At 69.7% G+C, this 26,665-nt stretch carries 27 protein-coding genes, 1 tRNA gene and 1 pseudogene; 15 read left to right on the top strand and 14 right to left on the bottom strand.

What is annotated here, in order from left to right:
• Positions 1–518: 518 nt before the first annotated feature.
• On the bottom strand, positions 519–689 hold the full coding sequence (locus tag ACIQCZ_RS16650) for a hypothetical protein (RefSeq protein WP_402282966.1): 171 nt from the start codon (positions 687–689) through the stop codon (positions 519–521).
• 374 nt (positions 690–1,063) lie between these two features.
• Between ACIQCZ_RS16650 and ACIQCZ_RS16645 the strand changes: the two genes are divergently transcribed.
• Positions 1,064–1,567 carry an FBP domain-containing protein gene (locus ACIQCZ_RS16645; protein WP_402282965.1) on the top strand — a complete coding sequence of 168 codons (504 nt, stop codon included), beginning with the start codon at positions 1,064–1,066 and terminating at the stop codon, positions 1,565–1,567.
• Between the two features lie 145 nt (positions 1,568–1,712).
• On the opposite strand, the gene ACIQCZ_RS16640 is transcribed toward ACIQCZ_RS16645, so the two are convergent.
• The gene (locus tag ACIQCZ_RS16640) at positions 1,713–3,260 is read right to left on the bottom strand and encodes a carboxylesterase/lipase family protein (RefSeq protein ID WP_402282964.1); all 1,548 of its coding nucleotides are present in this window, start codon (positions 3,258–3,260) and stop codon (positions 1,713–1,715) included.
• 97 nt (positions 3,261–3,357) lie between these two features.
• Between ACIQCZ_RS16640 and ACIQCZ_RS16635 the strand changes: the two genes are divergently transcribed.
• Entirely contained in the window at positions 3,358–3,930 is a 573-nt protein-coding gene (locus ACIQCZ_RS16635; protein ID WP_402282963.1) for a TetR/AcrR family transcriptional regulator, read from the top strand.
• A 57-nt stretch (positions 3,931–3,987) separates the two neighbouring features.
• Here ACIQCZ_RS16635 and ACIQCZ_RS16630 read toward each other — a convergent pair whose 3' ends face one another.
• From ACIQCZ_RS16630 to ACIQCZ_RS16620, 3 genes are read right to left on the bottom strand one after another with little or no spacing between them, the layout of a single operon-like run.
• Complete coding sequence (locus ACIQCZ_RS16630) at positions 3,988–5,238, bottom strand: MFS transporter (protein WP_402282962.1); 1,251 nt, start codon at positions 5,236–5,238, stop codon at positions 3,988–3,990.
• On the bottom strand, positions 5,235–5,702 hold the full coding sequence (locus tag ACIQCZ_RS16625; RefSeq protein ID WP_402282961.1) for an ArsI/CadI family heavy metal resistance metalloenzyme: 468 nt from the start codon (positions 5,700–5,702) through the stop codon (positions 5,235–5,237). Before ACIQCZ_RS16625 ends, ACIQCZ_RS16630 begins: the two co-directional genes overlap by 4 nt.
• Before the next feature lie 60 nt (positions 5,703–5,762).
• Positions 5,763–7,163 (bottom strand): NAD(P)-binding domain-containing protein, encoded by a 1,401-nt coding sequence (locus tag ACIQCZ_RS16620; RefSeq protein WP_402282960.1) that lies wholly within the window; start codon positions 7,161–7,163, stop codon positions 5,763–5,765.
• 104 nt (positions 7,164–7,267) lie between these two features.
• On the opposite strand from ACIQCZ_RS16620, the gene ACIQCZ_RS16615 reads away from it, so the two are divergent.
• Positions 7,268–7,633 (top strand): ArsR/SmtB family transcription factor, encoded by a 366-nt coding sequence (locus ACIQCZ_RS16615; protein ID WP_402282959.1) that lies wholly within the window; start codon positions 7,268–7,270, stop codon positions 7,631–7,633.
• Positions 7,634–7,655: 22 nt separating this feature from the next.
• On the opposite strand, the gene ACIQCZ_RS16610 is transcribed toward ACIQCZ_RS16615, so the two are convergent.
• From ACIQCZ_RS16610 to ACIQCZ_RS16600, 3 genes are all read right to left on the bottom strand, one after another.
• The gene (locus tag ACIQCZ_RS16610) at positions 7,656–8,075 is read right to left on the bottom strand and encodes an ArsR/SmtB family transcription factor (protein ID WP_402282957.1); all 420 of its coding nucleotides are present in this window, start codon (positions 8,073–8,075) and stop codon (positions 7,656–7,658) included.
• 191 nt (positions 8,076–8,266) lie between these two features.
• Positions 8,267–9,379, bottom strand: coding sequence for an ACR3 family arsenite efflux transporter (arsB, locus tag ACIQCZ_RS16605; protein ID WP_402282956.1), 1,113 nt, complete (start codon positions 9,377–9,379; stop codon positions 8,267–8,269).
• Positions 9,376–9,684, bottom strand: a complete 309-nt coding sequence (locus tag ACIQCZ_RS16600) for an ArsR/SmtB family transcription factor (RefSeq protein WP_402282955.1) — start codon at positions 9,682–9,684, stop codon at positions 9,376–9,378. Before ACIQCZ_RS16600 ends, arsB begins: the two co-directional genes overlap by 4 nt.
• 94 nt (positions 9,685–9,778) lie before the next feature.
• Here ACIQCZ_RS16600 and ACIQCZ_RS16595 point away from each other — a divergent pair, with 94 nt between their 5' ends.
• The 3 genes and pseudogenes from ACIQCZ_RS16595 (at position 9,779) to ACIQCZ_RS16585 (ending at position 11,658) form a co-directional block, all read left to right on the top strand.
• Complete coding sequence (locus tag ACIQCZ_RS16595; RefSeq protein WP_402282954.1) at positions 9,779–10,201, top strand: arsenate reductase ArsC; 423 nt, start codon at positions 9,779–9,781, stop codon at positions 10,199–10,201.
• A gap of 20 nt (positions 10,202–10,221) precedes the next feature.
• A pseudogene (locus ACIQCZ_RS16590) lies at positions 10,222–10,597 on the top strand (NAD(P)/FAD-dependent oxidoreductase); the annotation flags it as partial.
• Positions 10,598–11,136: 539 nt separating this feature from the next.
• Positions 11,137–11,658: an RICIN domain-containing protein gene (locus tag ACIQCZ_RS16585; RefSeq protein WP_402282953.1), complete on the top strand. Its 522-nt coding sequence runs from the start codon at positions 11,137–11,139 to the stop codon at positions 11,656–11,658.
• A gap of 324 nt (positions 11,659–11,982) precedes the next feature.
• On the opposite strand, the gene ACIQCZ_RS16580 is transcribed toward ACIQCZ_RS16585, so the two are convergent.
• A tRNA-Pro gene (locus ACIQCZ_RS16580) sits at positions 11,983–12,056 on the bottom strand.
• A gap of 112 nt (positions 12,057–12,168) precedes the next feature.
• The gene (locus tag ACIQCZ_RS16575; RefSeq protein WP_402282951.1) at positions 12,169–13,107 is read right to left on the bottom strand and encodes a metallophosphoesterase; all 939 of its coding nucleotides are present in this window, start codon (positions 13,105–13,107) and stop codon (positions 12,169–12,171) included.
• A gap of 79 nt (positions 13,108–13,186) precedes the next feature.
• Between ACIQCZ_RS16575 and ACIQCZ_RS16570 the strand changes: the two genes are divergently transcribed.
• Positions 13,187–13,651 (top strand): GatB/YqeY domain-containing protein, encoded by a 465-nt coding sequence (locus tag ACIQCZ_RS16570; RefSeq protein ID WP_351086259.1) that lies wholly within the window; start codon positions 13,187–13,189, stop codon positions 13,649–13,651.
• Positions 13,652–13,757: 106 nt separating this feature from the next.
• Here the strand turns inward: ACIQCZ_RS16570 and ACIQCZ_RS16565 are convergent, their stop codons facing one another.
• Positions 13,758–16,004 (bottom strand): transglycosylase domain-containing protein, encoded by a 2,247-nt coding sequence (locus tag ACIQCZ_RS16565; protein WP_402282950.1) that lies wholly within the window; start codon positions 16,002–16,004, stop codon positions 13,758–13,760.
• Between the two features lie 386 nt (positions 16,005–16,390).
• Here ACIQCZ_RS16565 and ACIQCZ_RS16560 point away from each other — a divergent pair, with 386 nt between their 5' ends.
• Positions 16,391–16,741 carry a WhiB family transcriptional regulator gene (locus ACIQCZ_RS16560; RefSeq protein WP_176740522.1) on the top strand — a complete coding sequence of 117 codons (351 nt, stop codon included), beginning with the start codon at positions 16,391–16,393 and terminating at the stop codon, positions 16,739–16,741.
• 13 nt (positions 16,742–16,754) lie between these two features.
• On the opposite strand, the gene ACIQCZ_RS16555 is transcribed toward ACIQCZ_RS16560, so the two are convergent.
• Both ACIQCZ_RS16555 and ACIQCZ_RS16550 read right to left on the bottom strand, forming a co-directional pair.
• A complete protein-coding gene (locus ACIQCZ_RS16555; protein WP_402283537.1) occupies positions 16,755–18,164 on the bottom strand; it encodes an ArsA family ATPase in 1,410 nt (469 codons plus the stop codon).
• Between the two features lie 302 nt (positions 18,165–18,466).
• Positions 18,467–19,465: an ArsA family ATPase gene (locus ACIQCZ_RS16550; RefSeq protein WP_402282949.1), complete on the bottom strand. Its 999-nt coding sequence runs from the start codon at positions 19,463–19,465 to the stop codon at positions 18,467–18,469.
• A gap of 71 nt (positions 19,466–19,536) precedes the next feature.
• Between ACIQCZ_RS16550 and ACIQCZ_RS16545 the strand changes: the two genes are divergently transcribed.
• The 4 genes from ACIQCZ_RS16545 (at position 19,537) to ACIQCZ_RS16530 (ending at position 22,109) form a co-directional block, all read left to right on the top strand.
• Positions 19,537–19,695, top strand: coding sequence for a DUF4177 domain-containing protein (locus tag ACIQCZ_RS16545; protein WP_003967454.1), 159 nt, complete (start codon positions 19,537–19,539; stop codon positions 19,693–19,695).
• Positions 19,695–20,165 carry a RidA family protein gene (locus ACIQCZ_RS16540; protein ID WP_402282947.1) on the top strand — a complete coding sequence of 157 codons (471 nt, stop codon included), beginning with the start codon at positions 19,695–19,697 and terminating at the stop codon, positions 20,163–20,165. The genes ACIQCZ_RS16545 and ACIQCZ_RS16540 overlap by 1 nt, the downstream gene beginning before the upstream one ends.
• A gap of 199 nt (positions 20,166–20,364) precedes the next feature.
• Positions 20,365–21,273, top strand: a complete 909-nt coding sequence (locus tag ACIQCZ_RS16535; RefSeq protein ID WP_402282946.1) for an NUDIX hydrolase — start codon at positions 20,365–20,367, stop codon at positions 21,271–21,273.
• Positions 21,270–22,109, top strand: coding sequence for an MBL fold metallo-hydrolase (locus tag ACIQCZ_RS16530; protein ID WP_402282945.1), 840 nt, complete (start codon positions 21,270–21,272; stop codon positions 22,107–22,109). The genes ACIQCZ_RS16535 and ACIQCZ_RS16530 overlap by 4 nt, the downstream gene beginning before the upstream one ends.
• A gap of 222 nt (positions 22,110–22,331) precedes the next feature.
• Here the strand turns inward: ACIQCZ_RS16530 and ACIQCZ_RS16525 are convergent, their stop codons facing one another.
• Positions 22,332–23,006, bottom strand: a complete 675-nt coding sequence (locus tag ACIQCZ_RS16525; protein WP_014046869.1) for a Crp/Fnr family transcriptional regulator — start codon at positions 23,004–23,006, stop codon at positions 22,332–22,334.
• 520 nt (positions 23,007–23,526) lie between these two features.
• Here ACIQCZ_RS16525 and nth point away from each other — a divergent pair.
• From nth to ACIQCZ_RS16510, 3 genes are all read left to right on the top strand, one after another.
• Entirely contained in the window at positions 23,527–24,366 is an 840-nt protein-coding gene (nth, locus tag ACIQCZ_RS16520) for an endonuclease III (protein ID WP_402283535.1), read from the top strand.
• Between the two features lie 62 nt (positions 24,367–24,428).
• Positions 24,429–25,280 carry an NUDIX hydrolase gene (locus ACIQCZ_RS16515; protein ID WP_402282943.1) on the top strand — a complete coding sequence of 284 codons (852 nt, stop codon included), beginning with the start codon at positions 24,429–24,431 and terminating at the stop codon, positions 25,278–25,280.
• 88 nt (positions 25,281–25,368) lie between these two features.
• Positions 25,369–26,574 carry a MarP family serine protease gene (locus ACIQCZ_RS16510; protein ID WP_376273592.1) on the top strand — a complete coding sequence of 402 codons (1,206 nt, stop codon included), beginning with the start codon at positions 25,369–25,371 and terminating at the stop codon, positions 26,572–26,574.
• The last annotated feature ends 91 nt before the right edge of the window (positions 26,575–26,665 follow it).

Genomic DNA, 26,665 nt, shown 5'->3' with positions numbered 1-26,665 from the left:
CCGCGCGTAGATAAACCTCTCGACGCGCCCGGATCTTCGCGCGACAAGTGCGCATCCGGACAGCGGAGTCGGGCCTGCGGGCGTGGGGGCCTCAGGGCAGGGCGGGTCGGTGATGCCTCGGCTGTTCGCGTCCCCTCAAGCCGCTCGGTCCGTGCTCGACGTGTTCATGCGGCGGGGCGCGGTGGGCCCTCTCGCCTCGAACCGGAGCGTCCGGCAGCAGTGATGGGTTCTCCGTGCGGAGGGGGTGACGCCGACCCCGCTGCCCGGCGTGCGGGACAGCGGGATCGGCGGGGTGGTCGGCGGGGCCGGTGAGGCTGGTGGGTGGCGGGTGGGGTCGCCGGGGTCGTCAGGGAGCCCCTCGTCTCCATGCCCTCATGGATCCGGTCCATGCAGTCATGGATCCGGACGCCGCGCGCCGCGACCGAACCGTAGGCCCACGAGAACGCCCCCTGTGGAGCGGTCGACCCCGGGTTTACGGGGTTGCCGCCACAGAGGGCGTTCTCGTGGATCTACGGGGATCAGTTGTGGCCGAACCTCCGCTGCTTCCGGTGGGAGACCTGTTCTGAGATCGAGTGCACCGTGTCCTGGGGAGCCGTCCGCTGCGGCTGCTCCTTGGTCTCAGGAACAGCGCTGCGTTCGTGGCCGCCGGTGCGGGCGCCCCGGTTCTGGCGACTTTGCTTCTTGCCCACGATCGTGCCTCCTGTAGCGGATCTCGGACGATGGGCCACTACCAGATTCGCATATGAGTACGAACCATGCATATCGGGTAGCTGTTGCAGGGGGTGCTCGCATCGACACAGGTGCGGGAGGAGGGGCCGATGCGCGTACGACGCGGTGCCGCGACGGGCCGGACCGGGCCGGCCCGTGGGAGCGGACCTCCGCGGGCAGGCCCTCAACCCGCAGATCTGTCGGATCGGCCGGTTCGACCGCATCCGGGAATGTCGGATCGGGGTGGGGAGGACCGGGGACGGGGCGGATCGAGGGGGTGATGCGGAGCGGCGGGTTGCGGATCAGGCGGATATTGAGGTGCGGCCAGATCGGGGCGGACTTAGAGTCGGCGCTCGTGGAACCGCTCAGTGAGAAACAGATCCGTTCGTCCTTCGTGAACTGCACCAAGGGCGAAGCGGCGCGGCTGCGACTGCCGCTCGACTTCGCCGAACTGCCGTGGGAAGAGCTGGACTTCCTGGGCTGGGTGGACCCGGGAGCACCGCTGCGGGCGCATCTCGTGCTGCCCCGGGAGCAGGGTCCGTTGGGGATCTCGTTGCGTGTGCCCTCGGTGGGCCGCACCAGCGCGGTGAAGTCCAGCATGTGCCAGATCTGCCTGACGGGCCACGCCTCCTCCGGGGTCGCTCTGCTCGCCGCTCCGTTGGCGGGCGCCCGGGGTCGCGAGGGGAACACGGTCGGTATCTACATGTGCGCGGACCTCGCCTGCCCCCTGTACCTGCGGGGCAAGCGGCAGCCGAAGCTGCGCTCCGGGCGGTACGAGGAGTCCCTGACTCTGGACGAGCGTCGCGCGCGCATGTGGGGCAACCTGGATGCCTTCGTGGCCAAGGTCGCCGTGGCGTGAGTGCTGACGGCATCTCCCGTCACCTCGCGGGGAACCCGGCCGCCCCCGACGGGCTTGCTGCGCGGCGGGAATCGGCTGTGACCGAGGGCGTACGCCCCGACCTTGAATGTCCGATCGGCGCAGAACCCGGTTTGCCGGAACCGGATCACCGAAGGCTCTTCCAGAAGGTGTAGCCGTGGTCGGCCGCGAAGTCCGCGCGCTGCCAGGCTTCGGAGGACAGTGTCTGCACGTATCCGCGCCCACCGAGGAAGGCCGGCCAGCTCGTCCTGCCCGAAGTGGCGAAGTCCACCCATGTGTGGAGCATCCGGTCGCGGAACCCCGTCTGCTCATCCTTGACGTTCTCGAAGAGGGCCAGGTCGAACAGGTACGGCAGTTCGGCCATGTGCTGGGAGCGCGGGTCGAAGCTGGGGGCCGGATATCCCTTGAACCAGGGGGTGTCGCGTTCGCTGAACTCGTACATCCGCGTCGGGGTCCACCTCGACAGCAGGCGTGCGGTGTCGAGTGCCGGGACCGACCACGTCGCGTCGGTGTGGACCGTGGCCAGGGCTTCGCCCGCCGAGGCGAACCTGCTCAGGGGATAGCGCTCCAGCACGGCGTCGGCCCGGTCGCCGAACTGCTTCCGGATGGCGGGCTCGTACTCCTCGGGCTTCATGGGCGAGGCCCCCGGGGCCAGTTCCTGGCCGAGGACACGGCCGCGTTCCTCGTCGTGGTTGACCCCGACGAGCACGGGTACCCGGTGGAACCTTCCGGTACGCAGGGCCTCGGCGGGCGACAGGGGAAGCAGCCTCGTCCCGGCCACCGGACGGGGCTCGTTGAACGCTCCGTACGCCTTCAGCAGCTCGGCCACCGGCGTTCTCCGCAGACAGGCCGCTGTGTTCCGCTCGCAGCCCACCGCGGTGACGACCCGCTCGGCGTCGGCCACCGCCTCGGCCTCGGTCCGGGTGCCGCCGGTGGCGCAGGGCGCACTCTGCACGACGGCCCGGTCGAAGAGCCCTGCCGACAAGGGGGAGGCGAGGTGGTCGCAGACGCTGTAGCCACCGCCGGACTGGCCCATGATCGTGACGTTCTCCGGGTCGCCGCCGAAGGCAGCCGCGTTCGCACGGACCCAGCGCAAGGCGGCCTGCTGATCCTGGATTCCGAGGCCGTCCGCGCCGGGCAGGGAGGGATCGCTGAGGAAGCCCATGACACCGAGCCGGTAGTTCATCGAGACGACGACCGCGCCGCTGGTGGTCAGCCGCTCGGGTCCGTACAGGTCGCCGGTGCCGTACATCAGGCTTCCGCCGTGGATCCACACGATCACCGGGCGCTTGCCGCCCGTCTCGGTCGGGGTGGTGACGTTCAGATAGAGACAGTCCTCGCTCGTGCTGGGAACCCCGACCGGGAGCCCTTGCGGCTGCGCGCAGGCGGCGCCCGGGGCGGTCGCCTCGCGGACTCCGGTCCAGGTCGCGGCGGGCTCGGGCGCTCGCCAGCGCCGTTCGCCGACGGGCGGGGCGGCGTACGGGATGCCCTGGAAGCTGCGTACCTGCCCGTCGACGCTGCCGCGCACCTTGCCATGGGTCGTGCCGACGATCGTACTGCCGGTCGGTCCCGGCTGCGCGGAGGCAGGAGCGGCGGGGACGAGTCCCAGCCCCACTCCGATCCCCAACGACAGGGCGGCGACAGACCACTTGGAGACGTTCTTGGCGCGTGTCATGGCAAGGACCGTAGAAGACTTTGCACGACCGTGCAATACGTATGTATAGATCGATCGCCTGAGGCGTTCGCGCGGGCCCGGTGTTACGGTCCGGAGCATGGGAAACCGCGAAGCCCTGCTCGTCGGCGCCAAGACGTGTCTGCGGGAGAAGGGGTACGACCGCAGCAGCGTCCGTGACATCGCCACCGCGGCCGGCGTCAGCATGGCCGCCATCGGCTACCACTACGGCTCCAGAGAAGCGCTGCTCAATCAGGCCCTGTTCGAGATGCTCGATGAATGGGGGGACGCGATGGGCCGGGCGCTGGTCCCTGATGCCGACGGTTCCACGAAGCGTCACTTCGAGCAGATGTGGGAGGGGCTGATCGCGGACTTCGGGGCCCACCCCGATCTGTGGCTGGCCTCGGTGGAACTGTTCATGCAGGCTCGGCGGCAGCCGGAACTGCGTGCGCCCCTGGCCGATGGCATCGCCCAGGGGCGCCGGGGCATGGCGGCGATACTCAGGGGTGTACCCGAGGACCAGGTCCCCGAGGAATCCGTGAGAACCATCGGCAGCGTCCAAGTCGCCCTGATGTCGGGCATGTTGATCCAGCACCTCAGCGACCCGGCGGCCGCCCCCACCGCTGACGAGGTTCTCGAAGGGCTCCGCGGCCTGGCCGGCCTCGCACGCTGACGCCGCAGCGGAGCGCGTGGAGCCTCGCGATGCCGACGCGCAGCAGCCGGCACCCCGTCACCGTCCACACGGTCGGTCGGGCCGGAGGCGGCCAGGGCCGGGCCCGGTCGCTGTGCCCAGCGCGATCAGAGCTGCAAATCCTGCGACCGCGGCAAGCAGTCCGAACAGGAGCGGGTATCCGCCGAGCGGTGATGCCAGGGCTGCGCCCGCGAACGGGGCGAGCGCGGATGCCGTGGTGGTCGGTGCGGCAAGAATTCCGGACAGGCGGCCGTAGTGGGCGGTGCCCCAGCGGTCGGTGATGGCGGTGGCCTGAAGCAGGGTGAGGTTGCCACGAACCATCCCGGCCGCGACCGACAGGGCGACCAGCAGGGCATAGGGGCCGGGCGTGAAGGCGAGGGCCGCGGTGGTGACGCCACCGAGTGCGATCAGGGTGGTGGTACGCGCGGTGACCCCGGTGTGGCGGGCGAGTGTCGCGTACAGGGTGCGGCCGAGGGTCTGTCCGGCGCCGCCGAGGCCGAGCGCCCAGGCAGCCCGGCTGGCGGAATATCCGCGCTCGAGGAGAAGCGGGACCAAGGCGACGACGACGGCGTAGACGGTGAACGCTGAGAGGGTCAGTGCGATGGCCAGCATCCGGAAAGGCCGGCTGCGCGCCACCGCGGTCGCGGAATCGCCGGCGTGAGCCGGTGCGGGTGGTGCTTCGGGCCAGGGAGCTTTCAGCGCCAGCGCGTGAGCGGGCACGGTCACCGTGGCGAGCACGAGGGCCAGGACGGTATAGGTGGCGCGCCAGGTCAGGTGGTCGGCGAGCAGGGCGGTCAGGGGTGCGAAGACGGTGGAGGCCAGCCCGCCGGCCAGGGTGACGAGGGTGAGAGCACGGACGTGGTCGGGCGCCCACCAGCGTGTGAGTGCGGCGAAGGCGGGCTGGTAGAAGGTGGCCGCCATGGCCGGTCCTGCCAGCAGCCAACCGGCGAAGAACACCGGTAGGTCGGGCGCGGCGGCCATGATGAGGAGGCTTGCCGCGCCGAGGGCGGAGCCTGTGGTCATGACGGTGCGTGGGCCCCGGTGGTCGATGATCCGGCCGACCCGGATCCCGGCAAAGGCAGAGATGAGCAGAGCGACGGAGAACGCGGCCGTCGTGGCCCCGGTGGGCCAGCCGGTGTCGGCGGTGATGGCCGGGTTGAGCACGGGGAAGGCGTAGTAGACGATGCCCCAGCTGGTGATCTGTGTGATGCACAGCGCCGGGAGCACGGCGCGGGGTCGAGATCGGTCTCCTGTTCCGGTCGGGCCCCCGCGCGTATTGAGCTCGGTCACGGGCAGCGGCCACCGGCCTCGACCGGTGCGGCCGGGCCTGCTCCGGTGACGGCAGGGTCCGCGCAGCGGGTGCTGCCCTTCTGCTCGGTCATGGAGTCGGCGTCGGCCTTGACGACATTCACCTCCCACGGTTGCCGGCCGGGCCCGTGGATCCAGGCCTTGTCCTGGAGGGCGTGGCAACAGGCTGTGTCGTTCTCGACGTCTGTTGCCAGGCCCTGGCCCGCGAGGCGGGTGGTGGCCGTACGGACGGCTTCGCCGGTGTCGACTTCGACGCCGAGGTGGTCGATGCGCGTGTCCTCGTCCGGCGCGCCCTGGACGAGGACGAGTTCGAGCGGGGGGTCGGCGATGGCGAAGTCGGCATAACCGTCGCGCAGTTCGGCCCGCTCGGCGCAGAAGAGCGTGCTGCGGGAGGCGATCGGGGCGGGAAGGTCGGGGACGCGCAGGGCGAGTTGCACTCGGGACATGACGATCCTCCTGACGCACGGTGGAAGCGCCCCGGCCGTCAGCCGGCCGGGGCGCGCTGTTCAGGCTCCGCAGCAGCCGCCGGACGACGACGATTCCTCGGTGGCCGCGACCGGCAGAGAGGCACCGACGCCGGTCTGTACGCGTGCGGGTGCCGGAGCGGCGCAGCATCCTCCGCCGTCGGTCCGGTCGGCTGCCGGATCGTCGAAGAGTCCCGCGCCGCCGCAGACTCCGGTTTCGGGAAGGGTGAGTTCGACCCGGTCGGCGGACTCGATGTCACCGGCGATGGCGGCGGTGACGGAGCGGACCTGCTCGTAGCCGGTCATGGCCAGGAAGGTCGGGGCGCGGCCGTAGGACTTCATGCCGACCAGGTAGATGCCGGAGTCGGGGTGGGAGAGCTCGCGGTGGCCGTGGGGGTAGACGGTGCCGCAGGAGTGCTGGTTGGGGTCGATGAGCGGGGCCAGCCCGGTGGGAGCTTGGAGGCGCTCGTCGAGGCCGAGGCGGACCTCGGAGAGGAAGGACAGGTCGGGGCGGAAGCCGGTCAGGACGATGACCTCGTCGACCGGGTCGAGCCGGCGCCCGTCCTCGCCGATCAGGATCAGGCGGCCGTCGCCGTCGCGCTCGACGGCCTCGGTACGGAAGGCGGTGACCGCGTCGGCGTGGCCGTTGTCGACGGCGGCCTTCGCGGCCAGGCCGAGAGCGCCGCGGGCGGGCAGTTGGTCGGCGGCGCCGCCACCGAAGGTGGAGCCGCTGATGCCGCGGCGCAGGATCCACACCGCGTGCGTGCCGGGCTCGTCCTTCGAGACGTCGGCCAGGGTGGCCAGGGCGGTGAACGCGGAGGCGCCGGAACCGATGACGGCGGTGCGCTTGCCGGCGTAACGGGCGCGTACGGCGGGGTCCGCGAGGTCGGGGACACGGTAGGTGATGCGGTCGGACGCCGTCTTCTCGCCCAGGGCGGGCAGGCCGCCGGCCCCGGCCGGACTCGGGGTGGTCCAGGTGCCGGAGGCGTCGATGACCGCGCGGGCGAGGACACGCTCCTCACCGCCGTCGGCAGTGGTGAAGTGGACGACGAAGGGCTGGGCTTCGCGGTCGGCGTCGACGACGCGGTCGCGGCCGGTGCGCGACACCCCGGTGACCGTGGCGCCCAGGCGGACGCGCTCGCCCAGCACATCGGCCAGGGGCTGGAGGTACTGCTCGGCCCAGTCACCACCGGACGGGTAGGTGGCAGCGTCGGGCTTGGCCCAGCCGGTCGGTGCCAGGAGCTTCTCGGCGGCCGGGTCGGTGACCTCGCCCCAGGTGGAGAACAGCCGCACATGCGACCAGTCACGTACTGCGGAAGCGGCGGCCGGACCGGCTTCCAGGACCAGCGGTTCGATGCCGCGCTCGACCAGGTGGGCGGCGGCGGCCAGCCCGGCGGGGCCGGCGCCGATGACGACGACCGGGAGGTCTGCAGTGGTGGTCATGACGGTGATCTCCTCCGAGACGGGCGGCCGCTCCGACCGCTGTTTCGATTGCTGTCGATGTCCGGAGCTTGCCACCCGGTATCGATGAGTGTCAACATAGACACATGTCGAAGTCAGAGGTTGTGGAGCTGCCGGTCCTGGACGCGGGGACTGTGGTGCCGTGCTGCCCGCCGATCACCGCCGGGGAGCTGTCGCAGGACGACGCGGAGAAGATGGCCGCGATGTTCAAGGCACTGTCGGACCCGGTGAGGCTGCGTCTGTTCTCCAAGATCGCCTCGCATCCGGGCGGCGAGGCGTGCGTGTGCGACATCTCCGACGTCGGTGTCTCCCAGCCGACCGTCTCCCACCATCTGAAGAAGCTGCGCGAGGCCGGGCTCCTGACCTCCGAGCGGCGCGGGACCTGGGTCTATTACCAGGTCGCCCCGTCCGTCGTGGCGGGCATGTCCGCCATGCTCGACCTGCGGAGCTGATCCTCCGGACCGCGCTTGCGGGTCAGCCGGTGCGGTCGGGTGGACAGCAGAGCGCCAGATAGGCCTGGAATGCGGAGAGGCGCTCGGCCGTGGTGGCTCCGTCGGCTCTGTGGAAGACCTGCTTGCCTTCCTTGCGAGAGATCACCAGGCCGCAGCGGCGCAGCAGGCTCAGGTGTTCCGAAGCGGTCGACGGCTTCGGCGCGCGCCGCTCCGCGATCTCGTCGACCGTCAGTTCGATGCCGCCGGAGGGCTGCCGCATCACCTTCTGCCGTGTCTCACCGGCCAGGGCCTTGAGGGAGTCGGCCGTCGCCGGATCCACCGCGGTTTTCTCGTCGCTGTTCTCCGTCACCACTGCGTTCTCTGTCACCACTTCGCGCCCGACATCGCGTTCGGCCTCGGCCCGGTCGGTGACCACCCGTGTGACGACATCGGCCGCCTGCACCCGGCCGCCTCCAGCACCTGCCGAAACCGGCCGGCAGTCAGCTGTTCGTTCGGCAGTCCTGTACGACCACGACCTCCAGTCGGTCAGGTACTCCACCGCGTGCCCGGCGCCCGGGTACTCCTGGCCCGGTGGGGCGGGCCTGATGCGGCCGGGCAGGGCGGAGAACGCGGCCGGGGGGAACAGGCAGTGCGTCAGCTGTCCCTTCCCGGGGTGGTGAGTGCCGCGGGCGTGAACTTCTTGCGCCAGGCGAGCGCGACGTACACGAGTCCGATCAGGACGGGCACCTCGATGAGCGGGCCGACGACTCCGGACAGCGCCTGACCGGACGTGACGCCGAAGGTGGCGATGGCGACGGCGATGGCCAGCTCGAAGTTGTTGCCCGCCGCAGTGAACGCCAGCGTCGCCGTGCGGTCGTACGCCAGCCCCAGACCCTTGCCGAGCAGGAAGGTGCCGAAGAACATGATCGCGAAGTAGACGAGCAGCGGCAGCGCGATCCGGGCCACGTCCAGGGGCTGCGAGGTGATCGTCTTCCCCTGCAGCGCGAACAGAATGACGATCGTGAACAGCAGCCCGTACAGCGCCCAGGGCCCGATCTTCGGCAGGATGCGCTGCTCGTAGCCTTCGCGGCCCATCTTCTGTTCGCCGATGCGGCGGGTGAGGAAGCCGGCCAGCAGCGGGATGCCGAGGAACACGATGACGTTGAGGGCGATGTGCCACACGGAGACGTCCAGGCCCTGGCCGTCGCCGAGGTTCAGCCACCGGGGCAGCAGATCGAGATAGAACCAGCCCAGCAGGCCGAACGCGATCACCTGGAACACAGAGTTCAGCGCCACGAGGACGGCGGCGGCTTCGCGGTCGCCGCACGCGAGGTCGTTCCAGATGATGACCATGGCGATGCACCGGGCGAGGCCGACGACGATCAGGCCGGTGCGGTACTCGGGCAGGTCCGGCAGGAAGATCCACGCCAGCGCGAACATGACCGCCGGGCCGACGAGCCAGTTGATGACCAGCGAGGACACCATCAGCTTGCGGTCGCCGGTGACGGTATCCAGCTTGTCGTAGCGGACCTTGGCCAGCACCGGGTACATCATCACCAGCAGACCGAGCGCGATCGGCAGCGAGATCCCGCCGACCTCGATCTTCGCCAGCGCGTCGTTCATCCCCGGGATCAGCCGCCCCAGCCCCAGGCCGACGGCCATGGCGAGCAGGATCCACACCGCGAGAAACCGGTCGAGAGTGGAGAGCTTCCTGACGATCGAATCATCCCCGGCCGTCGCGGCGGCGGTGGACTCGGTGGAGGTCACGGGCAGGCCCTCTTGTTCGCGGCCGCGCTGCGGGCGGACTCGGCCAGCGCCGCGAACTGCTCGGAGAGGCCGGCCAGGACCTCGGGCCGCAGCCTGTAGTAGGTGAAGCGGCCGCACGGCTCGGTCTCCACCACGCCGGCCTCGCGCAGCACCTTCAGGTGGTTGGAGAGGTTGGTCTGCTTCGCGCCGGTCTCCTCGACCAGGTGCGTCGTGCAGAGCGTCTCGCGGGCCAGCAGGGTCACGATCCGGAGGCGGAGCGGATCGCCCAGCACCCGGATCAGATCAGGATCGACTGAAGTCAGCATGTACTGATACTTTCACATCATCACCCACTGATACCAGCGGGGACTGAAGTCATTGGCGGCTGGTCCCGCCGTGCGACGAGAGAGAACGATCAACATGGCCGAGTCCTCCGGCAAGCCGTCCGTCCTGTTCGTCTGCGTCCACAACGCCGGCCGCTCCCAGATGGCCGCCGCCTGGCTGACCCACCTGGCCGGGGACCGCGTCGAGGTCCGCTCCGCAGGTTCCAACCCCGGCAACGCCGTGAACCCGGCAGCCGTCGAGGCCATGGCCGAGGTCGGCATCGACATCTCCGCCGAGACCCCGAAGATCCTCACGATCGACGCCGTCCGCGAGTCCGACGTGTGCATCACCATGGGCTGCGGCGACACCTGCCCCGTCTTCCCCGGGAAGCGCTACCTCGACTGGAAGCTCGACGACCCCGCCGGCCAGGGCGTCGAAGCCGTCCGCCCCATTCGCGACGAGATCAAGACCCTGGTCGAGGGCCTGATCGCCGAGATCGCCCCGGAGACCAGGGCGTGAGCGGCCTGTGCGACGTCGTCATGATCGGTTCCGGCCCCGCCGGCTGCACCGCCGCCCTCCACGCTGCCCGTGCCCGGCCGGGGCCGTGCTGTTCGGCAGCAGCATCTTCTTCGGCGGCAGCCTGACCACCACCACCGAGGTCGAGAACTTCCCCGGCTTTCCCGAAGGCGTCGACGGCCCCGATCTCATGGACAAGATGTGGGCTGAGGCCGAGAAGTTCGGTGCCGAGTCGATCGACGACGGCATCACCGCCGTCGACCTCACCGGCCCCGTCACACTGCTCACCGACTCGACCGGCACGTCCCCGGTGCGAAGGCCGTGATCGTCGCGACCGGCTCCGGCTGCCGCAAACTCGGCATCCCCGGCGAGCAAGAGCTCTCCGGACGCGGAGTGTCCTGATGCGCCACCTGCGACTGATAACGCGGGATGGGGGCTGCGGATGTCAGTCCACGCCGATGCTGTGCAGGATCGCCGCCGCGACATGATCGGCGGCGCTGCGGTGGCCACGGGCGTTTAGCGCTGACTTGTGCGATGCGCAGCAGGCCCGTATCAGCGCCCACGGCCCCGGCCCGTTGCGCGGTTCTTGGCGGCTGTCCTGTTTGTGATCACGGATGCGCTCGCCCACCGCCGGGGGCGCTGCTCGGACGGCTGCTGCCGATGGAGGCCGGGGTGCCGCCGCTGCTCACGAACATCGAACATCGGCCGGTTGGCTCTGTTCTCGGGTCGTCGCGACGGTCGACGGCCCCGCTCTGCCGGAGACGTCACCGTGATCCATCTGTGGTTCCGACGGATGGGTGATCCTGCTTCGCTCCAACGGGGGGTGCCTGGAGATATCCGCTGCCGGCGACCGAAAGCGGCATCCAGGATGCATGGGCGCCGACTGCCGGTCTCGTGGCGGTGCTGTCGGTTCCCCTCCAACGATTGGGATTGTGCTCATGGCTTCGTTCCTTTCTCCTCGCTGCCTCGGCTCCGTCACCGGCGCAGCGCTCGTGCTCACCCTCGGCGCGGGGGTGCCGTCCTCCGTGGCGGCTCCGGCGTCCCGGGCTGCCAATCAGATGTGCCTGGACGTCGGCGACAGCCGCAACAACGGAGATCACGCACGCATCTGGCAGTGCGTCGACCACACGAACCAGCGGTTCGTGATCGCCAATGGACAGATCAAGTTTGAAGACACGATCGGCACCGGCAAGGAGATGTGCCTGGATGCCGGCGACAGCCGCAACAACGGTGATCGTGTGCGCATCTGGCAGTGCGTCAACCACACGAACCAGAAGTGGATCATCCGCAACGCGCAGATTGTGCTCGCCGACACGGTGGGACGGCCCAAGGAGATGTGCCTGGACGCCGGCAACAGCCGCAACAACGGTGATCGTGTACGCATCTGGCAGTGCGTCGACCACACCAACCAGAAGTGGGTCATCCAGCGGGGTTACATCAAGGTCGCGGACACGATCTGATCGGTCCTTGACCGCGCCTCGGCCCTGGCCTCCCAGGGCCGGGGCGCGGTGGCGGTTCGGTGCTCCATGACTCCGCCCCAGGAGCGGACGGACCCCGGACGCCGGTGCGTGGAGGGCCGGACGAAGTGGGAGCGGCCATTGGTGTTCTGGGCGGGACGATCGGTCTGGGCGGCGCGACTGAGCCGGAGCCGGCCGAAGCCGGGCGGCAAGCGGGGGAGACCCCGATCAAGATCTTCTCCCGGATTTCTCCCAAACGATCTCCAGGAACCACTCAGGGGCCTGATCCACTGAGTGGATCAGGCCCCTGACCTGGTGTTTCAGCTGTCGGGGTGGCGGGATTTGAACCCACGACCTCTTCGTCCCGAACGAAGCGCGCTGCCAAGCTGCGCTACACCCCGATCGCCGTCGATGTCCCGGCGACATCGATTACTTTAGCCCACCCGCGCCCGCAGACGAAATCCGGTTTACGTGCCGCTGAGGGCGGGGGAGGGGCGAGGAGGCCGTGGCTGATCAGCCACGGGGGGTCAGGGTCAGCAGGGTCGCCTCCGGGGGGCAGGCGAAGCGGACCGGGGTGTAGCGGTTGGTGCCGCAGCCCGCGGAGACGTGGAGGTAGGCGCGGCGGTCCTCGACGGAGTGGGTGGACAGGCCCTTGACCCGGTCCGTGTCCAGGTCGCAGTTGGTGACCAGGGCCCCGTAGAAGGGGATGCAGAGCTGGCCGCCGTGGGTGTGACCGGCCAGGATCAAGGGGTAACCGTCCCTCGTGAAGGCGTCGAGGGAGCGCAGATAGGGGGCGTGGACGACGCCTACGGAGAGGTCGGCACCCTTCTCGGGGCCGCCGGACACCTCCGCGTAGCGGTCGCGCTTGATGTGCGGGTCGTCCAGGCCGGTGAAGGCGATCTCCAGGCCGTCGATCCCGAGGCGGCCACGGGTGTTGGACAGCCCCAGCCAGCCCGCCTTGTCGAAGGCGTCGCGCATCGGCTCCCACGGGTTGTGGACGACGCCGACCGCCGGGGTGTTCCCGTTGAGGCCGTGCCGGCCCTGGGCCTTCTCGAAGAGGTAGCGGGCCGGGTTGCGGAGCTTGGGGCCGTAGTAGTCGTTGGAGCCGAAGACGTACACGCCCGGGAACTCCATCAGGGGACCGAGCGCGTCGAGCAGCTCGGGCACGGCCTCGGGGTCCGAGAGATTGTCGCCGGTGTTCACGACGAAGTCAGGGCGCAGTCCGGCCAGCGACTGCAGCCAGGCGCGCTTCTTGCGCTGACCGCTCACCATATGGATGTCGGAGACCTGGAGCACGCGCAACGGGCGTGCCCCGTCGGGGAGTACGGGGATGGTGACCCGCCGCAGGCGGAACGAGCGGGCCTCGAACCCGGCGGCGTAGGCGAGGCCGGCCATGCCGACCGCTGCGCCGACTGCCGTGATTTTCAGGGGTACTCCGTAGCGTGCGCGCATGCGCCCATCGTCGCAGACACTGTGCGGCGCGAAGAAAACCGGCGGGCGCCCGCCGCCCCGTACCTGCCACAATCAGTACATGACCACGCTCAAGTCCAAGCTCAAGGAAGACCTCACCACGGCCATGAAGGCGCGTGACGAGCTGACCTCGTCCACGCTCCGGCTGACCCTCACCGCCATCGCGAAGGAGGAGGTCAGCGGCAAGACGGCGCGTGAGCTCTCCGACGACGAGGTGCAGAAGGTGATCGCCAAGGAGGCCAAGAAGCGCCGCGAGGCGGCCGAGGCCTTTGCCAAGGGCGGCCGGGCCGAGCAGGCCGAGCGCGAGAGGGCCGAGGGCGAGCTGCTCGACGCGTACCTGCCGAAGCAGCTGAGCGACGACGAGCTGGGCGCGATCGTGGCGTCCGCCGTCGAAGAGGCGAGGGCCGCCGGGGCCGAGGGGCCGCGGGCCATGGGCGCCGTGATGAAGATCGTGAACCCGAAGGTCGCGGGGCTAGCGGACGGCGGCCGGGTGGCCGCCGCGGTGAAGAAGCTCCTGGCGGGCTGAGACGACGCGCCGTACGGACCACGGACAGGGCTGTACGCGAAAAGGTGGGGCGCCCGGATCGGGATCGATCCGGGCGCCCCACCTTCATGCGCGCGTGCCGTACGGGTCAGGGGCCCTGCGTGCCGCCGTTGGTCTGACCGCGGTGGCCGCCCTGGTTCCCGCCGGTCAGGTCCGGCGGGATGCTGATGCCGGGGAACGGGTTCTTGTTGCCGGGCTTCTTGCCGGGCTTGCTGCCCCCGGCGCCCCACCGGCCCCCCTCCCTGTCGTCGCGGTCGTCGCCCCTCGGCGGGTCCGGGATGTTGACGGTGTTGAACGCGGGTGCGGCCACTCCGTTGAGGGCGCCCGTCATCGCGTCCCGCCAGATGGGTCCGGGGACCTGTCCGCCGTACACCTTGTCCTGGTACACACCACCGATGGTGACGTGCTCCATCTCGACGCTCTGGGACGGGCTGCCGACCCAGACCGCGCCGGACATGTTCGGCGTGTAGCCGACGAACCAGGCGTTCTTACGGGAGTCGGTCGTACCGGTCTTGCCCGCGTTGTCGCGGCTCTGGAGGCCGGCTTCCTGGCCCGTACCGGAGTCGACCACGCCGCGCAGCAGGGTGTTGATGGTGTCCGCCGTCGTCTGCGACATCGCCTGTGAGCAGGTGGTCTTCGGCACGGGCAGCGAGGTGCCGTCCGCCTTGTTGACCGATTCGATGGCGATCGGCGTGCAGTACGTGCCGCGGTTGGCGAAGGCGGCGTACGCGCTGGCCATCGTCAGCGGCGACAGGCCGTTGGACCCGAGCGTCAGCGTGGACGGGTTCTGCGGCAGCTTGGTGCCGTCGCCCTGCACCACGCCCAGCTTGTCGGTCATCTGCGAGACCGGGCACATGCCGATGTCCTGGAGCATCTGCACGAAGTAGGTGTTGACGGACTTCTCCATCGCCTCCCTCAGCGCGTACGGCCCCCTCTCGGACTCGTTCTCGTTCTCCAGGTGATACCTCGGCACGCCGTCGTTGACCCATGGCTTTCCGCAGGACTGCACCGTGTCCGGGTAGTCCATCTCGTACGGGGACGGATAGACCTGGGTGGCCGGCTTGCCGCCCTCTATGGCCGCAGCGGCGAGGAAGGGCTTGAACGTCGAACCGGTCGGGAAGCCGTAGTTCGAGCCGCCCATGCTCTTGTTGACCGAGTAGTTGTACTGCGTCTCGTCGGGCCCGAAGCCGTACGGCTTCGACTGGCCCATTCCCATGATCTTGCCGGTGCCCGGCTGGACCAGCGTCACGGCCGTCGCGACCTTGTCCGACTTGTAGACGTGGCTCTTGATCGAGGCCTGCACCGACTCCTGGGACTGAGGGTCGAGCGTCGTCCGGACCGTCAGACCGCCCCGGTTCCAGATCTTGGCCCGGTCCTCCTTGGTCTTGCCGAAGGCCGGGTCGGTGAGGAAGACGTTGCGTACGTAGTCGCAGAAGAAGCCCGCGCCGCTGACGGCCGTGATGCAGCCGTTCTTCGGCTTCTTGACCTGCAGCTTGATCGGGGTGGCCTTCGCCTTGTCGGCCTGGGCCTGCGTGATGTCACCGACGTCGGCCATGCGCTGGAGCACGGTGTTGCGTCGTTTGGTCGCCTCCGCCGGGTCATTGACCGGGTCGTAACGGCTCGGCGACTGCACGATGCCGGCCAGCAGCGCGGCCTCCTCCAGCGTCAGGTCCTTCGCCGACTTGGAGAAGTAGCGCTGGGAGGCGGCTTCGACGCCGTACGCCTGCTGCCCGAAGAAGGTGATGTTCAGGTAGTTCGCCAGGATCCGCTTCTTGCCGAGCTTCTCCTCGACCTGGATCGCGTACTTCAGCTCCTGGATCTTGCGGCCCATGGTCTGCTGAGTGGCCTGCGCGACCTTGTCCGGGTCGTCACCGGCCTCCTCGATGAAGACGTTCTTCACGTACTGCTGCGTGAGGGTCGAGGCGCCCTCCGCGGTCCCGCCCGTCTGCACATTGCGGTTCAGTGCGCGCAGGATGCCCTTGAGGTCGATCGCCCCGTGCTCGTAGAAGCGGGCGTCCTCGATCGCCACGATCGCCTTCTGCATGTACGGCGAGATGTCCTTCAGCTTGACCACCGTGCGGTCGCGCGAGTACACCGTGGCGATCATTCCGCCCTTGCTGTCCAGGATCGTGGTGCGCTGGCTCAGCGGCGGAGTCTGAAGATTGGCCGGGATCTCGTCGAATCCCTGGACCGTTCCCTTGGTGGCAAGCCCCAGGGCTCCGGCGGCCGGCAGCGCGATGCCCGCGAGCACAACTCCGGAAAGTGCGGCGACACCGAGGAACTTGGCGGCCTGCTGGGTCGTCGTGAGACCCCCGCCCGAGCGCTTCTTTGGCATGGGGGCAGCCTACGTTCTCATTCGCCGGACACACGTATATGCCTTGGCCTAAGCTGCTCTCAACTGTCACAACAGTCCCGTTGCGCATCAACCCCCATGCGCGATTCGGCCACACGTTCAGGTGCTCCCGAATTCACCCCCTGTGTCATCGAACGTCCTTTGTGATCCAGGGAATCTGTCCCGAATTCAGGGGGGTAGTCACGTATGTCCTCACCTCACTCCCCTGGGTGATCTGCCGCATACGCATAGTCCGTTCGGGCCATCCAAGATTGGGCCCGAAGGGGGTGTTGTGCTGTCGCCGCCTTCCGTAACGTCCTCAACTGGCAGCGGTGAATATGCCGCTACCGCCGTGGGGGAGCCTCGATTCGGGAGAGGACGGCGCCGTGATGGGCTGGGTAACCGACTGGAGTGCGCAGGCAGCCTGCCGCACTACTGATCCGGATGAACTGTTCGTACAAGGGGCAGCGCAGAACAGGGCCAAGGCGGTGTGCACCGGATGTCCGGTGCGGACCGAGTGCCTGGCCGACGCGCTGGACAATCGCGTCGAGTTCGGCGTGTGGGGCGGAATGACGGAGCGGGAGCGCCGCGCACTGCTGCGCAGACGGCCCACCGTCACGTCCTGGCGCCGGCTGCTGGAGACCGCGCGCAGCGAGTACGAGCAGTCCACGGGCATCCTGCCCGTGGCGATCGGACTGGACGACGACGAACTCCACGAGAGGTACGCCGCGGTGGGATAGGGCGAACGGACGGTTACGCAGCTCCGGCCGGGGCGGAACCGGTCGCGAGCCGGTCCCCGATGGTCCGGAGTCCTGCGAGGTCATGTACATCACCGGGCAGCGCGGCCACTTCGGTCACGGCGACCTCGGGATGCAGCGCGGTGAAGCGGTCGCGAGTGTGCCGCTCGCGCGCGACCACCTGCATACGTTCCGCGTGCAGCCGCAACAGGCCTGCGGTCAGCTGCTCGACGGAAGCGGTATCGGGACCGGGAGCAGTCCCGGAAGCCGGTTCCGGATCCGTTTCCGGATCCCCTTCGGAGTCTCGGGTCGTTTCGGGGTCCAACTCGCGGTCTTCGATGTCCTTCTCGGTGGCAACGAGGGCGGTGACGGCTTCGGGAGAGGCTACCGACCAGTCGGCCGGGTCACGAAGTCCAGCCTTCCCGGCCGTCTGATCCACAATGCCGACCCCGTCAAGATTTTCTGCGGCTGCCAGGGCGCGCTCGGCGGAGAGCCGGGCGGCGTCGCTGCCGTGGACACGGTTGAGCACCAGACCGGCCAGCGGCATCTCCTCCGCGGCCAGCCGTTCCACGAAGTACGCCGCCTCGCGCAGCGCGTCCCGCTCCGGTGTCGCGACGACGAGGAACGCCGTACCGGGCGCCTGGAGCAGTTTGTACGTGGCGTCGGCCCGGGTCCGGAAGCCGCCGAACATGGTGTCCATCGCCGCCACGAAGGTCTGCACGTCGCGCAGGAACTGACCGCCGAGCAGCTTGCCGAGGGTGCCGGTCATCATCGACATGCCCACGTTGAGGAACTTCATCCCGGCCCGGCCGCCCATCTTCGCCGGGGCCATCAGCAGCTTGATGAACTTTCCGTCCAGGAACGAACCGAGTCGCTTGGGCGCGTCCAGGAAGTCCAGTGCGGAGCGCGACGGCGGGGTGTCGACGATGATCAGGTCCCACTCGTTGCGCGCGCGCAACTGGCCGAGCTTCTCCATCGCCATGTACTCCTGCGTGCCCGCGAAACCGGCCGACAGGGACTGGTAGAAGGGGTTCTCCAGGATCGCGCGGGCCCGCTCGCCGTCCGCGTGCGCCTCGACGATCTCGTCGAAGGTCCGCTTCATGTCGAGCATCATGGCGTGCAGTTCCCCGGCACCCTCGCCCGTGATGCCCGGCACCTGGCGCGGGATGTTGTCCAGCGAGTCGATGCCCATGGACTGGGCGAGCCTGCGGGCCGGGTCGATGGTGAGGACGACTGCCTTGCGGCCCCGCTCGGCCGCCCGTACGCCCAGCGCCGCGGCGGTCGTGGTCTTGCCCACTCCACCGGAACCGCAGCACACGACGATCCGGATCCCGGGGTCGCCCAGCAGCGCGTCGATGTCCAGCACGGGGGCGAGCGAGGGTGCGGGGTCCTGGGTCGTGGACGTGGCTGCTGCGGCCTTGTCCATGGTGGCGGTTGCGTCGGTGTCCGTTCCGGCGGATTTGTTCGCGGAGGTGGACATGGACGTGGGCGTGGACGTGGGCGTGGACGCGGATGTGGACGGGACGGCGTTCTTGCCCCTGCCCGTGTCCGTGACCCAGGCCGCGAGCACGGACGTGCCTGTGCCCGTGGCCGTGGTGGAGACCTCGGCGGCGGCCGAGTCCGGGGCTGTGTCTATGCCTGTGGCAGTGGTTGCGGCCGATTCGGTGCCGGTGCTGGTGCCGGTACCCGTGGTTGTGCCGGTGCTGGCACCCGTACTCGTGCCCTGTGTCACGTACCCACCCCTTGTCCCGGCCCTTCGCCCGCCCCGTCCCCCACGCCCTGCTTGCGCAGTTCGGTCGCCAGGTCGTAGAGCCCGGCGGGGTCCATTCCCTCGCCGATCAGCGGGAGTTCGTACCCCGGGAGCTCCAGACCGGCGAGCACCGCACGCTGCTCGCGCTCCAGCTCGACCCGCTGGGCGTGCTCGGCGGCCTGCTCGACCAGAGGGCGCACGAGCGCCGCGGAACCGGTCACGCCCGCCCGCGTCAGCGCCTTGGCGATCTCCTTGCGGCGGCCTCCGGCCGCGGCGCGCAGCGCGTCCTCGTCCAGCAGATGCGGTCGCACCATGTTCACGATGACCCGGCCGACCGGGAGTTCGGCGGCGCGGAGCTCCGCGATGCCGTCCGCGGTCTCCTGGACGGGCATCTCCTCCAGCAGTGTCACCAGATGGACCGCGGTCTCGGGGGACTTCAGCACCCGCATCACGGCCTGTGCCTGATTGTGTATCGGGCCGATCCGGGCCAGCCCCGCCACCTCGTCATTGACATTGAGGAAGCGTGTGATGCGCCCGGTGGGCGGGGCGTCCATGATCACGTAGTCGTAGACGTACCGGTTCTGCTTGTCCTTGCGGCGTACGGCCTCGCAGGCCTTGCCGGTCAGCAGTACATCGCGTACGCCGGGCGCGATGGTCGTGGCGAAGTCGATCGCGCCGAGCTTCTTGAGCGCCCGGCCCGCGCTGCCGAGCTTGTAGAACATCTGGAGGTAGTCGAGAAGGGCGCGCTCCGCGTCGATCGCGAGGGCGTACACCTCGCCGCCCCCCGGCGCGACGGCGATCTTGCGCTCCTCGTACGGAAGGGACTCCGTCTCGAAGAGCTGGGCGATGCCCTGCCTGCCCTCGACCTCCACGAGGAGGGTGCGCCTGCCCTCGGTCGCGAGGGCGAGCGCGAGGGCGGCGGCGACCGTGGTCTTACCGGTACCACCCTTGCCGCTGACGACCTGGAACCTGCTCACGTATTCGAGCCTAACCAGTCGGGCCACGGGCTACGCACGAGGCTGTGCGTGCCAGGCATTACAGTCGGGCCATGACCAAGTGGGAATACGCGACCGTGCCCCTTCTCGTGCACGCGACGAAGCAGATTCTGGACACCTGGGGCGAGGACGGCTGGGAGCTGGTCCAGGTCGTTCCCGGCCCGAACAACCCCGAGCAGCTCGTGGCCTACCTGAAGCGGGAGAAGGCGTAGTGGCGGGCTCCGTCGAGGCGAAGCTCGCCGAGCTCGGGCTGACGCTGCCGGACGTCGTACCGCCGCTGGCCTCGTATCAGCCGGCCGTTCGGTCCGGGGCGTACGTGTACACCTCCGGCCAGCTGCCGATGGTGGACGGCAAGCTCGCGGTCACCGGCAAGGTCGGTGCGGAGGTCACACCCGACGAGGCCAAGGAGCTGGCGAAGACCTGCGCGCTCAACGCGCTGGCCGCCGTGAAGTCCGTCGCGGGCGACCTGGACCGGATCGCACGCGTGGTGAAGGTCGTGGGCTTCGTCGCCTCGGCCGCCGACTTCACCGGCCAGCCGGCCGTGATCAACGGTGCCAGCGAGCTGCTGGGCGCGGTCCTCGGTGACAAGGGCGTGCACGCGCGCAGCGCGGTGGGTGTCGCGGTGCTGCCGCTGGACGCACCGGTGGAGGTCGAGGTCCAGGTCGAGCTGGTCGGGGCCTGAAGCAGCGGAGGGACTTGAGCCCTATGTCCCGCCGCGGGCCCTCGGCGGGAGGCTGCCCGCCCGCCGCCCGCTGATCCGTCCGCTGTCTGCTCTCCGATCCCGTCCGGTCGTCACGACCGGGCGGGATCATGTGTGTACGAGGCATGTACAGATCAACGTGCCTCTCGAACATCGTCGCGGTTCCGGATAGCCTCCGGCCATGTCCAAGTCCAATGGTCAGTGGTACCCACCGGAATGGCCCGACCGGATCCGGGCACTCGCCGCCGGTGAGCTGACGGCCGCGACCCCGAGGCGTGCCGCGACCGTGATGCTGCTCCGGGATCCTGCCGTCGGCACCGAGGGCGGCCCCGCGGTCCACATGCTGCGCCGCCGCTCCTCCATGGCCTTTGCCGGCGGGGCTTACGCCTACCCGGGTGGCGGAGTCGATCCGCGCGACGACGACCGGCTCGTCGACTGGGCCGGACCCGCGCTGGAGAGCTGGGCCGAGCGGCTCGGTGTCGACACGGGGGCCGAGGCCCAGGCCGTCGTCTGCGCGGCGGTCCGCGAGACGTACGAGGAGGCGGGCGTCCTTCTCGCCGGCCCGACCGCCGACACGGTCGTCAGCGACACCACCGGCGCCGACTGGGAGGCCGACCGAGAGGCGCTGGTCGCCCGGGAGCTGTCCTTCGCGGAGTTCCTGGACCGACGCGGCCTGGTGCTGCGCTCCGATCTGCTGGGCGCCTGGGCGCGTTGGATCACCCCCGAGTTCGAGCCGCGCCGCTACGACACCTGGTTCTTCGTCGCCGCGCTCCCCGAAGGCCAGCGCACCCGCAACGCCTCCACGGAGGCCGACCGCACCGTGTGGATCCGGCCCGGCGAGGCGGCCGACGGGTACGACAGGGGCGAACTGCTGATGATGCCGCCGACCGTTTCGACGCTGCGGGCGCTCAGGCCGTACGGGACGGCTGCCGAGGCCCTGAAGGCGGCGGATTCCCAGGACCTCACCCCCGTGCTGGCACAGGCGCGGCTGGAGGGTGACGAGCTGGTGCTGAGCTGGCCTGGGCACGACGAGTTCACCAAGCACATCCCGCGCGGGCCGGCCGGCGGCGGGGGAGGTGAAGCCGTATGAGCGACGCGGCCGCGCTGCCCGGACAGCCACGCGGCGGCGTTCTGTCCGGCCCGGCCACCACTCGTACCGTCAATGTCCTGGCGCCCAACGCCTCGGCGATGACGCTGGACGGCACCAACACCTGGATCGTCGCCGAGCCGGATTCCGACCTCGCCGTCGTCATCGACCCGGGGCCGCTGGACGACGTGCATCTGCGGGCAGTCATGGACACCGCGGAGCGGGCGGGCCGCCGGATCGCGCTCACTCTGCTCACTCACGGACATCCCGATCACGCGGAGGGCGCGGCACGCTTCGCCGAGCTGACCCGTACGAAGGTACGTGCCCTGGACCCGGCGCTGCGCCTGGGCGACGAGGGCCTGACGGCGGGGGACGTGATCACCACCGGAGGGCTGGAACTGCGTGTCGTGCCGACCCCCGGGCACACCGCGGACTCGCTCTCGTTCCATCTGCCCGCAGACGGGGCGGTGCTGACGGGGGACACGATCCTCGGACGCGGCACCACGGTCGTCGCGCATCCGGACGGGCGACTCGGCGACTACCTCGACTCGCTGCGGAGGCTGCGGTCGCTGACCATCGACGACGGCGTGCACACGGTGCTGCCGGGCCACGGTCCGGTCCTGGAAGACGCGCAGGGCGCGGTCGAGTTCTACCTCGCACATCGCGCACACCGGCTCGCCCAGGTGGAGACGGCGGTCGAGGCCGGGCACCGGACGACGTCGGAGGTGGTGGCGCAGGTGTACGCGGACGTGGACCGGTCCCTGTGGCCCGCGGCGGAGCTCTCGGTGCTGGCGCAGCTGGAGTACCTGGGCGAGCACGGGCTGATCCAGGGCTTCTAGGGCGTGTTTCGAAAGTAGCGTCGTCCGCCCGCAGGGCGGGCCGGACGCCGCCTGGCAGGCGGGACTTTCGAAACCGCCCTAGCTAGGCATCCGTCCTGGGACGGACATGCGCCAGGCCCCACCGGGAGGCAGGGCCTGGCGCAGGCAGCCGGGACGCCACCCGTCCGTGAGTCCCGACCGGACGGACGGGGCGTGTCCTGTGGACCAGGGACGGACGAGGGGTTAGCGGGACCTCTTCGCCAGGCGCTCCACGTCCAGCAGGATCACGGCGCGCGCCTCCAGGCGCAGCCAGCCGCGGCCGGCGAAGTCGGCGAGCGCCTTGTTGACCGTCTCGCGGGAGGCGCCGACCAGCTGGGCCAGCTCTTCCTGGGTCAGGTCGTGGACGACGTGGATGCCTTCCTCCGACTGGACACCGAAGCGGCGTGACAGGTCGAGGAGGGCGCGGGCGACGCGGCCCGGGACGTCCGAGAAGACCAGGTCGGACATCTGGTCGTTGGTCTTGCGCAGTCGGCGGGCGACGGCGCGCAGCAGCGCGGTGGCCACCTCGGGGCGGGCGTTCAGCCAGGGCTGGAGATCACCGTGGCCGAGGCCGAGGAGCTTGACCTCGGTCAGCGCGGTCGCGGTGGCCGTACGCGGGCCCGGGTCGAAGAGCGACAACTCGCCGATCAGCTCGCCGGGGCCGAGGACCGCCAGCATGTTCTCGCGCCCGTCGGGGGAGGTGCGGTGGAGCTTCACCTTGCCCTCCGTGACCACATAGAGGCGGTCGCCCGGGTCGCCCTCGTGGAAGAGCGCGTCGCCGCGTGCGAGGGTCACCTCACTCATCGAGGCGCGGAGCTCCGCGGCCTGCTCATCATCGAGCGCCGCGAAAAGCGGGGCGCGCCGCAGAACGTCGTCCACGAGTTCTCTCCTTGTCGGCCTGTTCCGGGAACCGTGGTCCCCATCATGCCGGACGGTAAAACAGTGCGATCAATCACAAACCAGTTTGACGCACGGACGTGCCGAACCGTGCGGCAGGGGGCCGATCGGGGGTGGATACATTGCGGCCGGGGCGGATGGCGGTGCGTGGCTCTAGGCTGGCCGGGTGTCCAGATCGCCGGTGAGAGCGCAGGCCAAGGGGGCTGGTGGGGTGTCGGAAGGCCGTGATTCCGCTGTGGGCGAACAGGCTGGGAGCAATCCGGAAAAAGTGACAAAACGCGCTGCGGTCGGGCGTGCCCCGAAGGCCGGAGCGCAGGCGGCGGAGAAGCCCGTGACCAAGCCTGCGGCCGAGCGGACGGCGAAGTCCGCGGTGAAGTCCTCGGCGGAGCGAGCCGCGAAGCCCGCATCGAAAGGTGCCGGGAAATCCGTCGGGAAAACCGCCGGGAAAACCGCCGCGAAGGCCGCGTCCGAGTCCACCGCGAAGTCCACCCCGAAGACCACCGTGAAAGCCGCGCAGGCAGGAAAGAAGCCCGGAGCGAAGCCCGGAACGAAGGCCGGAGCGAAGGCCGGAACGAAACCGGAATCGCATCTGGCGATGGTCCGCCGGGCCCGCAGGATCAACCGTGAGCTCGCCGAGCTCTACCCGTACGCCCACCCCGAGCTGGACTTCAGGAACCCCTTCGAGCTTCTCGTCGCCACGGTGCTCTCCGCCCAGACCACCGACCTGAGGGTCAACCAGACCACCCCCGCGCTCTTCGCCGCCTACCCCACTCCCGAGGACATGGCCGCGGCCGTCCCGGAGGAACTGGAAGAGCTCATTCGGCCGACCGGCTTCTTCCGGGCCAAGACCAAGTCCCTGATAGGCCTCTCCGTGGCGATCAGAGACAATTTCGGCGGTGAGGTGCCGGGGCGCCTTGCTGATCTCGTCACGCTTCCCGGGGTCGGCCGCAAGACCGCCAATGTCGTTCTCGGGAATGCCTTCGGCGTTCCGGGCATCACGGTCGACACCCACTTCGGGCGCCTGGTCCGCCGCTGGAAGTGGACGGAGCAGGAGGACCCGGAGAAGGTCGAGGCCGAGGTCGGCGCGATCTTCCCCAAGAGTGAGTGGACGATGCTTTCCCACCGCGTCGTCTTCCACGGCCGCCGCATCTGTCACGCCCGCAAGCCCGCCTGCGGCGCCTGTCCGATCGCCCCGCTCTGCCCGGCGTACGGGGAGGGCGAGACGGACCCGGAGAAGGCCAGGAAGCTGCTGAAGTACGAGATGGGCGGTCAGCCCGGCCAGCGGTTGAGCCCGCCGCCGGACTACCCGGGCAAGCCCGCGCCGGCCCTGGGAGCCGGCTGACGTACTGCGCTCGCTCCGGAACGAAATGCGTGACGACAGGCGTTGTGAGACGAGGGGTGCCTATGAAGACGCACGAACAGAGCACGCAAGAGCAGAGCACGCAAGAGCAGGACTCGCACAAACAGAGCGCGCACGAGCAGGCGCGGCGTGATCGCGTCGCGGAGGCTTCGACGGCGCCTGCGGCGGTCAGCCCGGCGGCGGCCGTTGCGGCGGCCGCCGCCGCAACGGCGGATGCGGCACACGACTCCGCCGTCACCGTCACGGCCGAGGGCCTGCCCGACTGGCTCGACCCCGTGGCCAGTGCCTCACGGACCATCGAGCCCGACCAGCTCAGCCGCTTTCTGCCGCCCGAGAGCGGCGCCGGGCGGCAGTCCGCCGTACTCGTACTGTTCGGCGAGGGCGAGCGAGGGCCCGAGCTGCTCCTCATGGAGCGAGCCGGAAGCCTGCGTTCCCATGCTGGGCAGCCTTCCTTCCCCGGTGGCGCCCTGGACCCGGAGGACGGCGACCAGGCGACGACAGGGCCGCTCAGGGCCGCGCTGCGGGAGGCCCGGGAGGAGACCGGCCTCGATCCGCGCGGGGTCCAGCTCTTCGGCGTGCTGCCCCGGCTCTACATCCCCGTGAGCGGCTTCGTCGTGACGCCGGTTCTCGGCTGGTGGCGGTCGCCGAGCCCGGTCGGCGTGGTCGATCCGGGTGAGACGGCCCGGGTCTTCACCGTTCCCGTGGCGGATCTCACGGATCCGGCCAATCGCGCGACCGCGGTCCATCCGAGTGGCCATCGGGGCCCGGCATTTCTGGTCGAATCCGCCCTGGTCTGGGGTTTCACGGCCGGAGTGATCGACCGCATTCTCCACTTCGCGGGCTGGGAGCGCCCGTGGGACACCGCCAGGCAGGTGCCGCTCGACTGGCGCGCATGACAGGCTGACCCCCGTGCTGCGCCGTCCGGCCCCGCCCGGACCCAGCCGAACGAACGGGCCCGGTGACGAATCTGCGAGGCTATAGACGGTGAACGTGCTGGACATCCTGCTGCTGGTCGCCGCCGTGTGGTTCGCGGTCATCGGCTATCGCCAGGGGTTCGTCGTCGGCATCTTGTCGGTGATCGGGTTCCTGGGAGGCGGTCTCGTCGCCGTCTATCTGCTGCCGGTCCTGTGGGACCAGCTGACGAACGGCTCCGAGGTCTCGTCGACCGCAGCCGTCGTGGCCGTCGTCATCGTGATCGTCTGCGCCTCGGTGGGGCAGGCATTCACCACCCACTTGGGAAACAAGCTCCGCCGCTACATCACGTGGTCACCCGCGCGCGCCCTCGATGCCACCGGCGGCGCCCTGGTCAACGTCGTTGCGATGCTGCTGGTCGCCTGGCTCATCGGTTCGGCGCTGGCGGGCACATCACTGCCGACTCTGGGCAAGGAGGTCCGCAGCTCCTCGGTTCTGCTCGGCATCTCCCGCGTGATGCCCAACCAGGCCTCCACCTGGTTCACGGACTTCTCCTCCGTCCTCGCGCAGAACGGCTTCCCGCAGGTCTTCAGTCCCTTCGCCAACGAGCCGATCACCGAGGTCCGCGCCCCGGACCCGGCGCTGGTCGGCAGCCCCGTGGCGGCCCGCGCCAAGGAGTCCATCGTCAAGGTCGTCGGTACGGCCCCGAGCTGCGGCAAGGTTCTCGAAGGCACCGGTTTCGTCTTCTCCGACCGCCGGGTGATGACCAACGCCCACGTCGTCGGCGGCGTCGACGAACCGACCGTCCAGATCGGCGGCCAGGGGCGGCTGTACGACGCGAAGGTCGTCCTCTACGACTGGCGGCGCGACATCGCCGTACTCGACGTACCGGATCTTCGCGCGAAGCCGCTGAAGTTCACCGACACCGACCACGACGCCCGGACCGGGAACAGCGCCATCGTCGCGGGCTTCCCGGAGAACGGCTCGTACGACGTGCGTGCCGCGCGCGTCCGGGGCCGCATCGACGCCGATGGCCCGGACATCTACCGCCGGGGCACCGTTCGCCGCGACGTGTACTCGCTCTACGCGACGGTCCGGCAGGGCAACTCCGGCGGACCACTGCTGACCCCCGACGGAAAGGTCTACGGGGTCGTGTTCGCGAAATCGCTCGACGACCCCGAGACCGGCTACGCCCTGACAGCCGACGAGATCCGCCAGGACATCGCGCACGGCCGCTCCGCCAACCAGCAGGTCGACAGCCAGTCGTGCGCGCTCTAGGGTCTGTTTCTTGGATCATGTTCGGAGCCAGATCGCGAGGGCCGCGAGGGTGACGGTGCCGAGGTAGATGTAGGCGCGTTTCTCGTAGCGG

This window comes from Streptomyces sp. NPDC093149, from assembly GCF_044754145.1.
Lineage (GTDB): Bacteria > Actinomycetota > Actinomycetes > Streptomycetales > Streptomycetaceae > Streptomyces.
The sequence above is the reverse complement of the archived record's forward strand: the minus strand, read 5'-3'. Positions and strand labels throughout refer to the sequence as shown.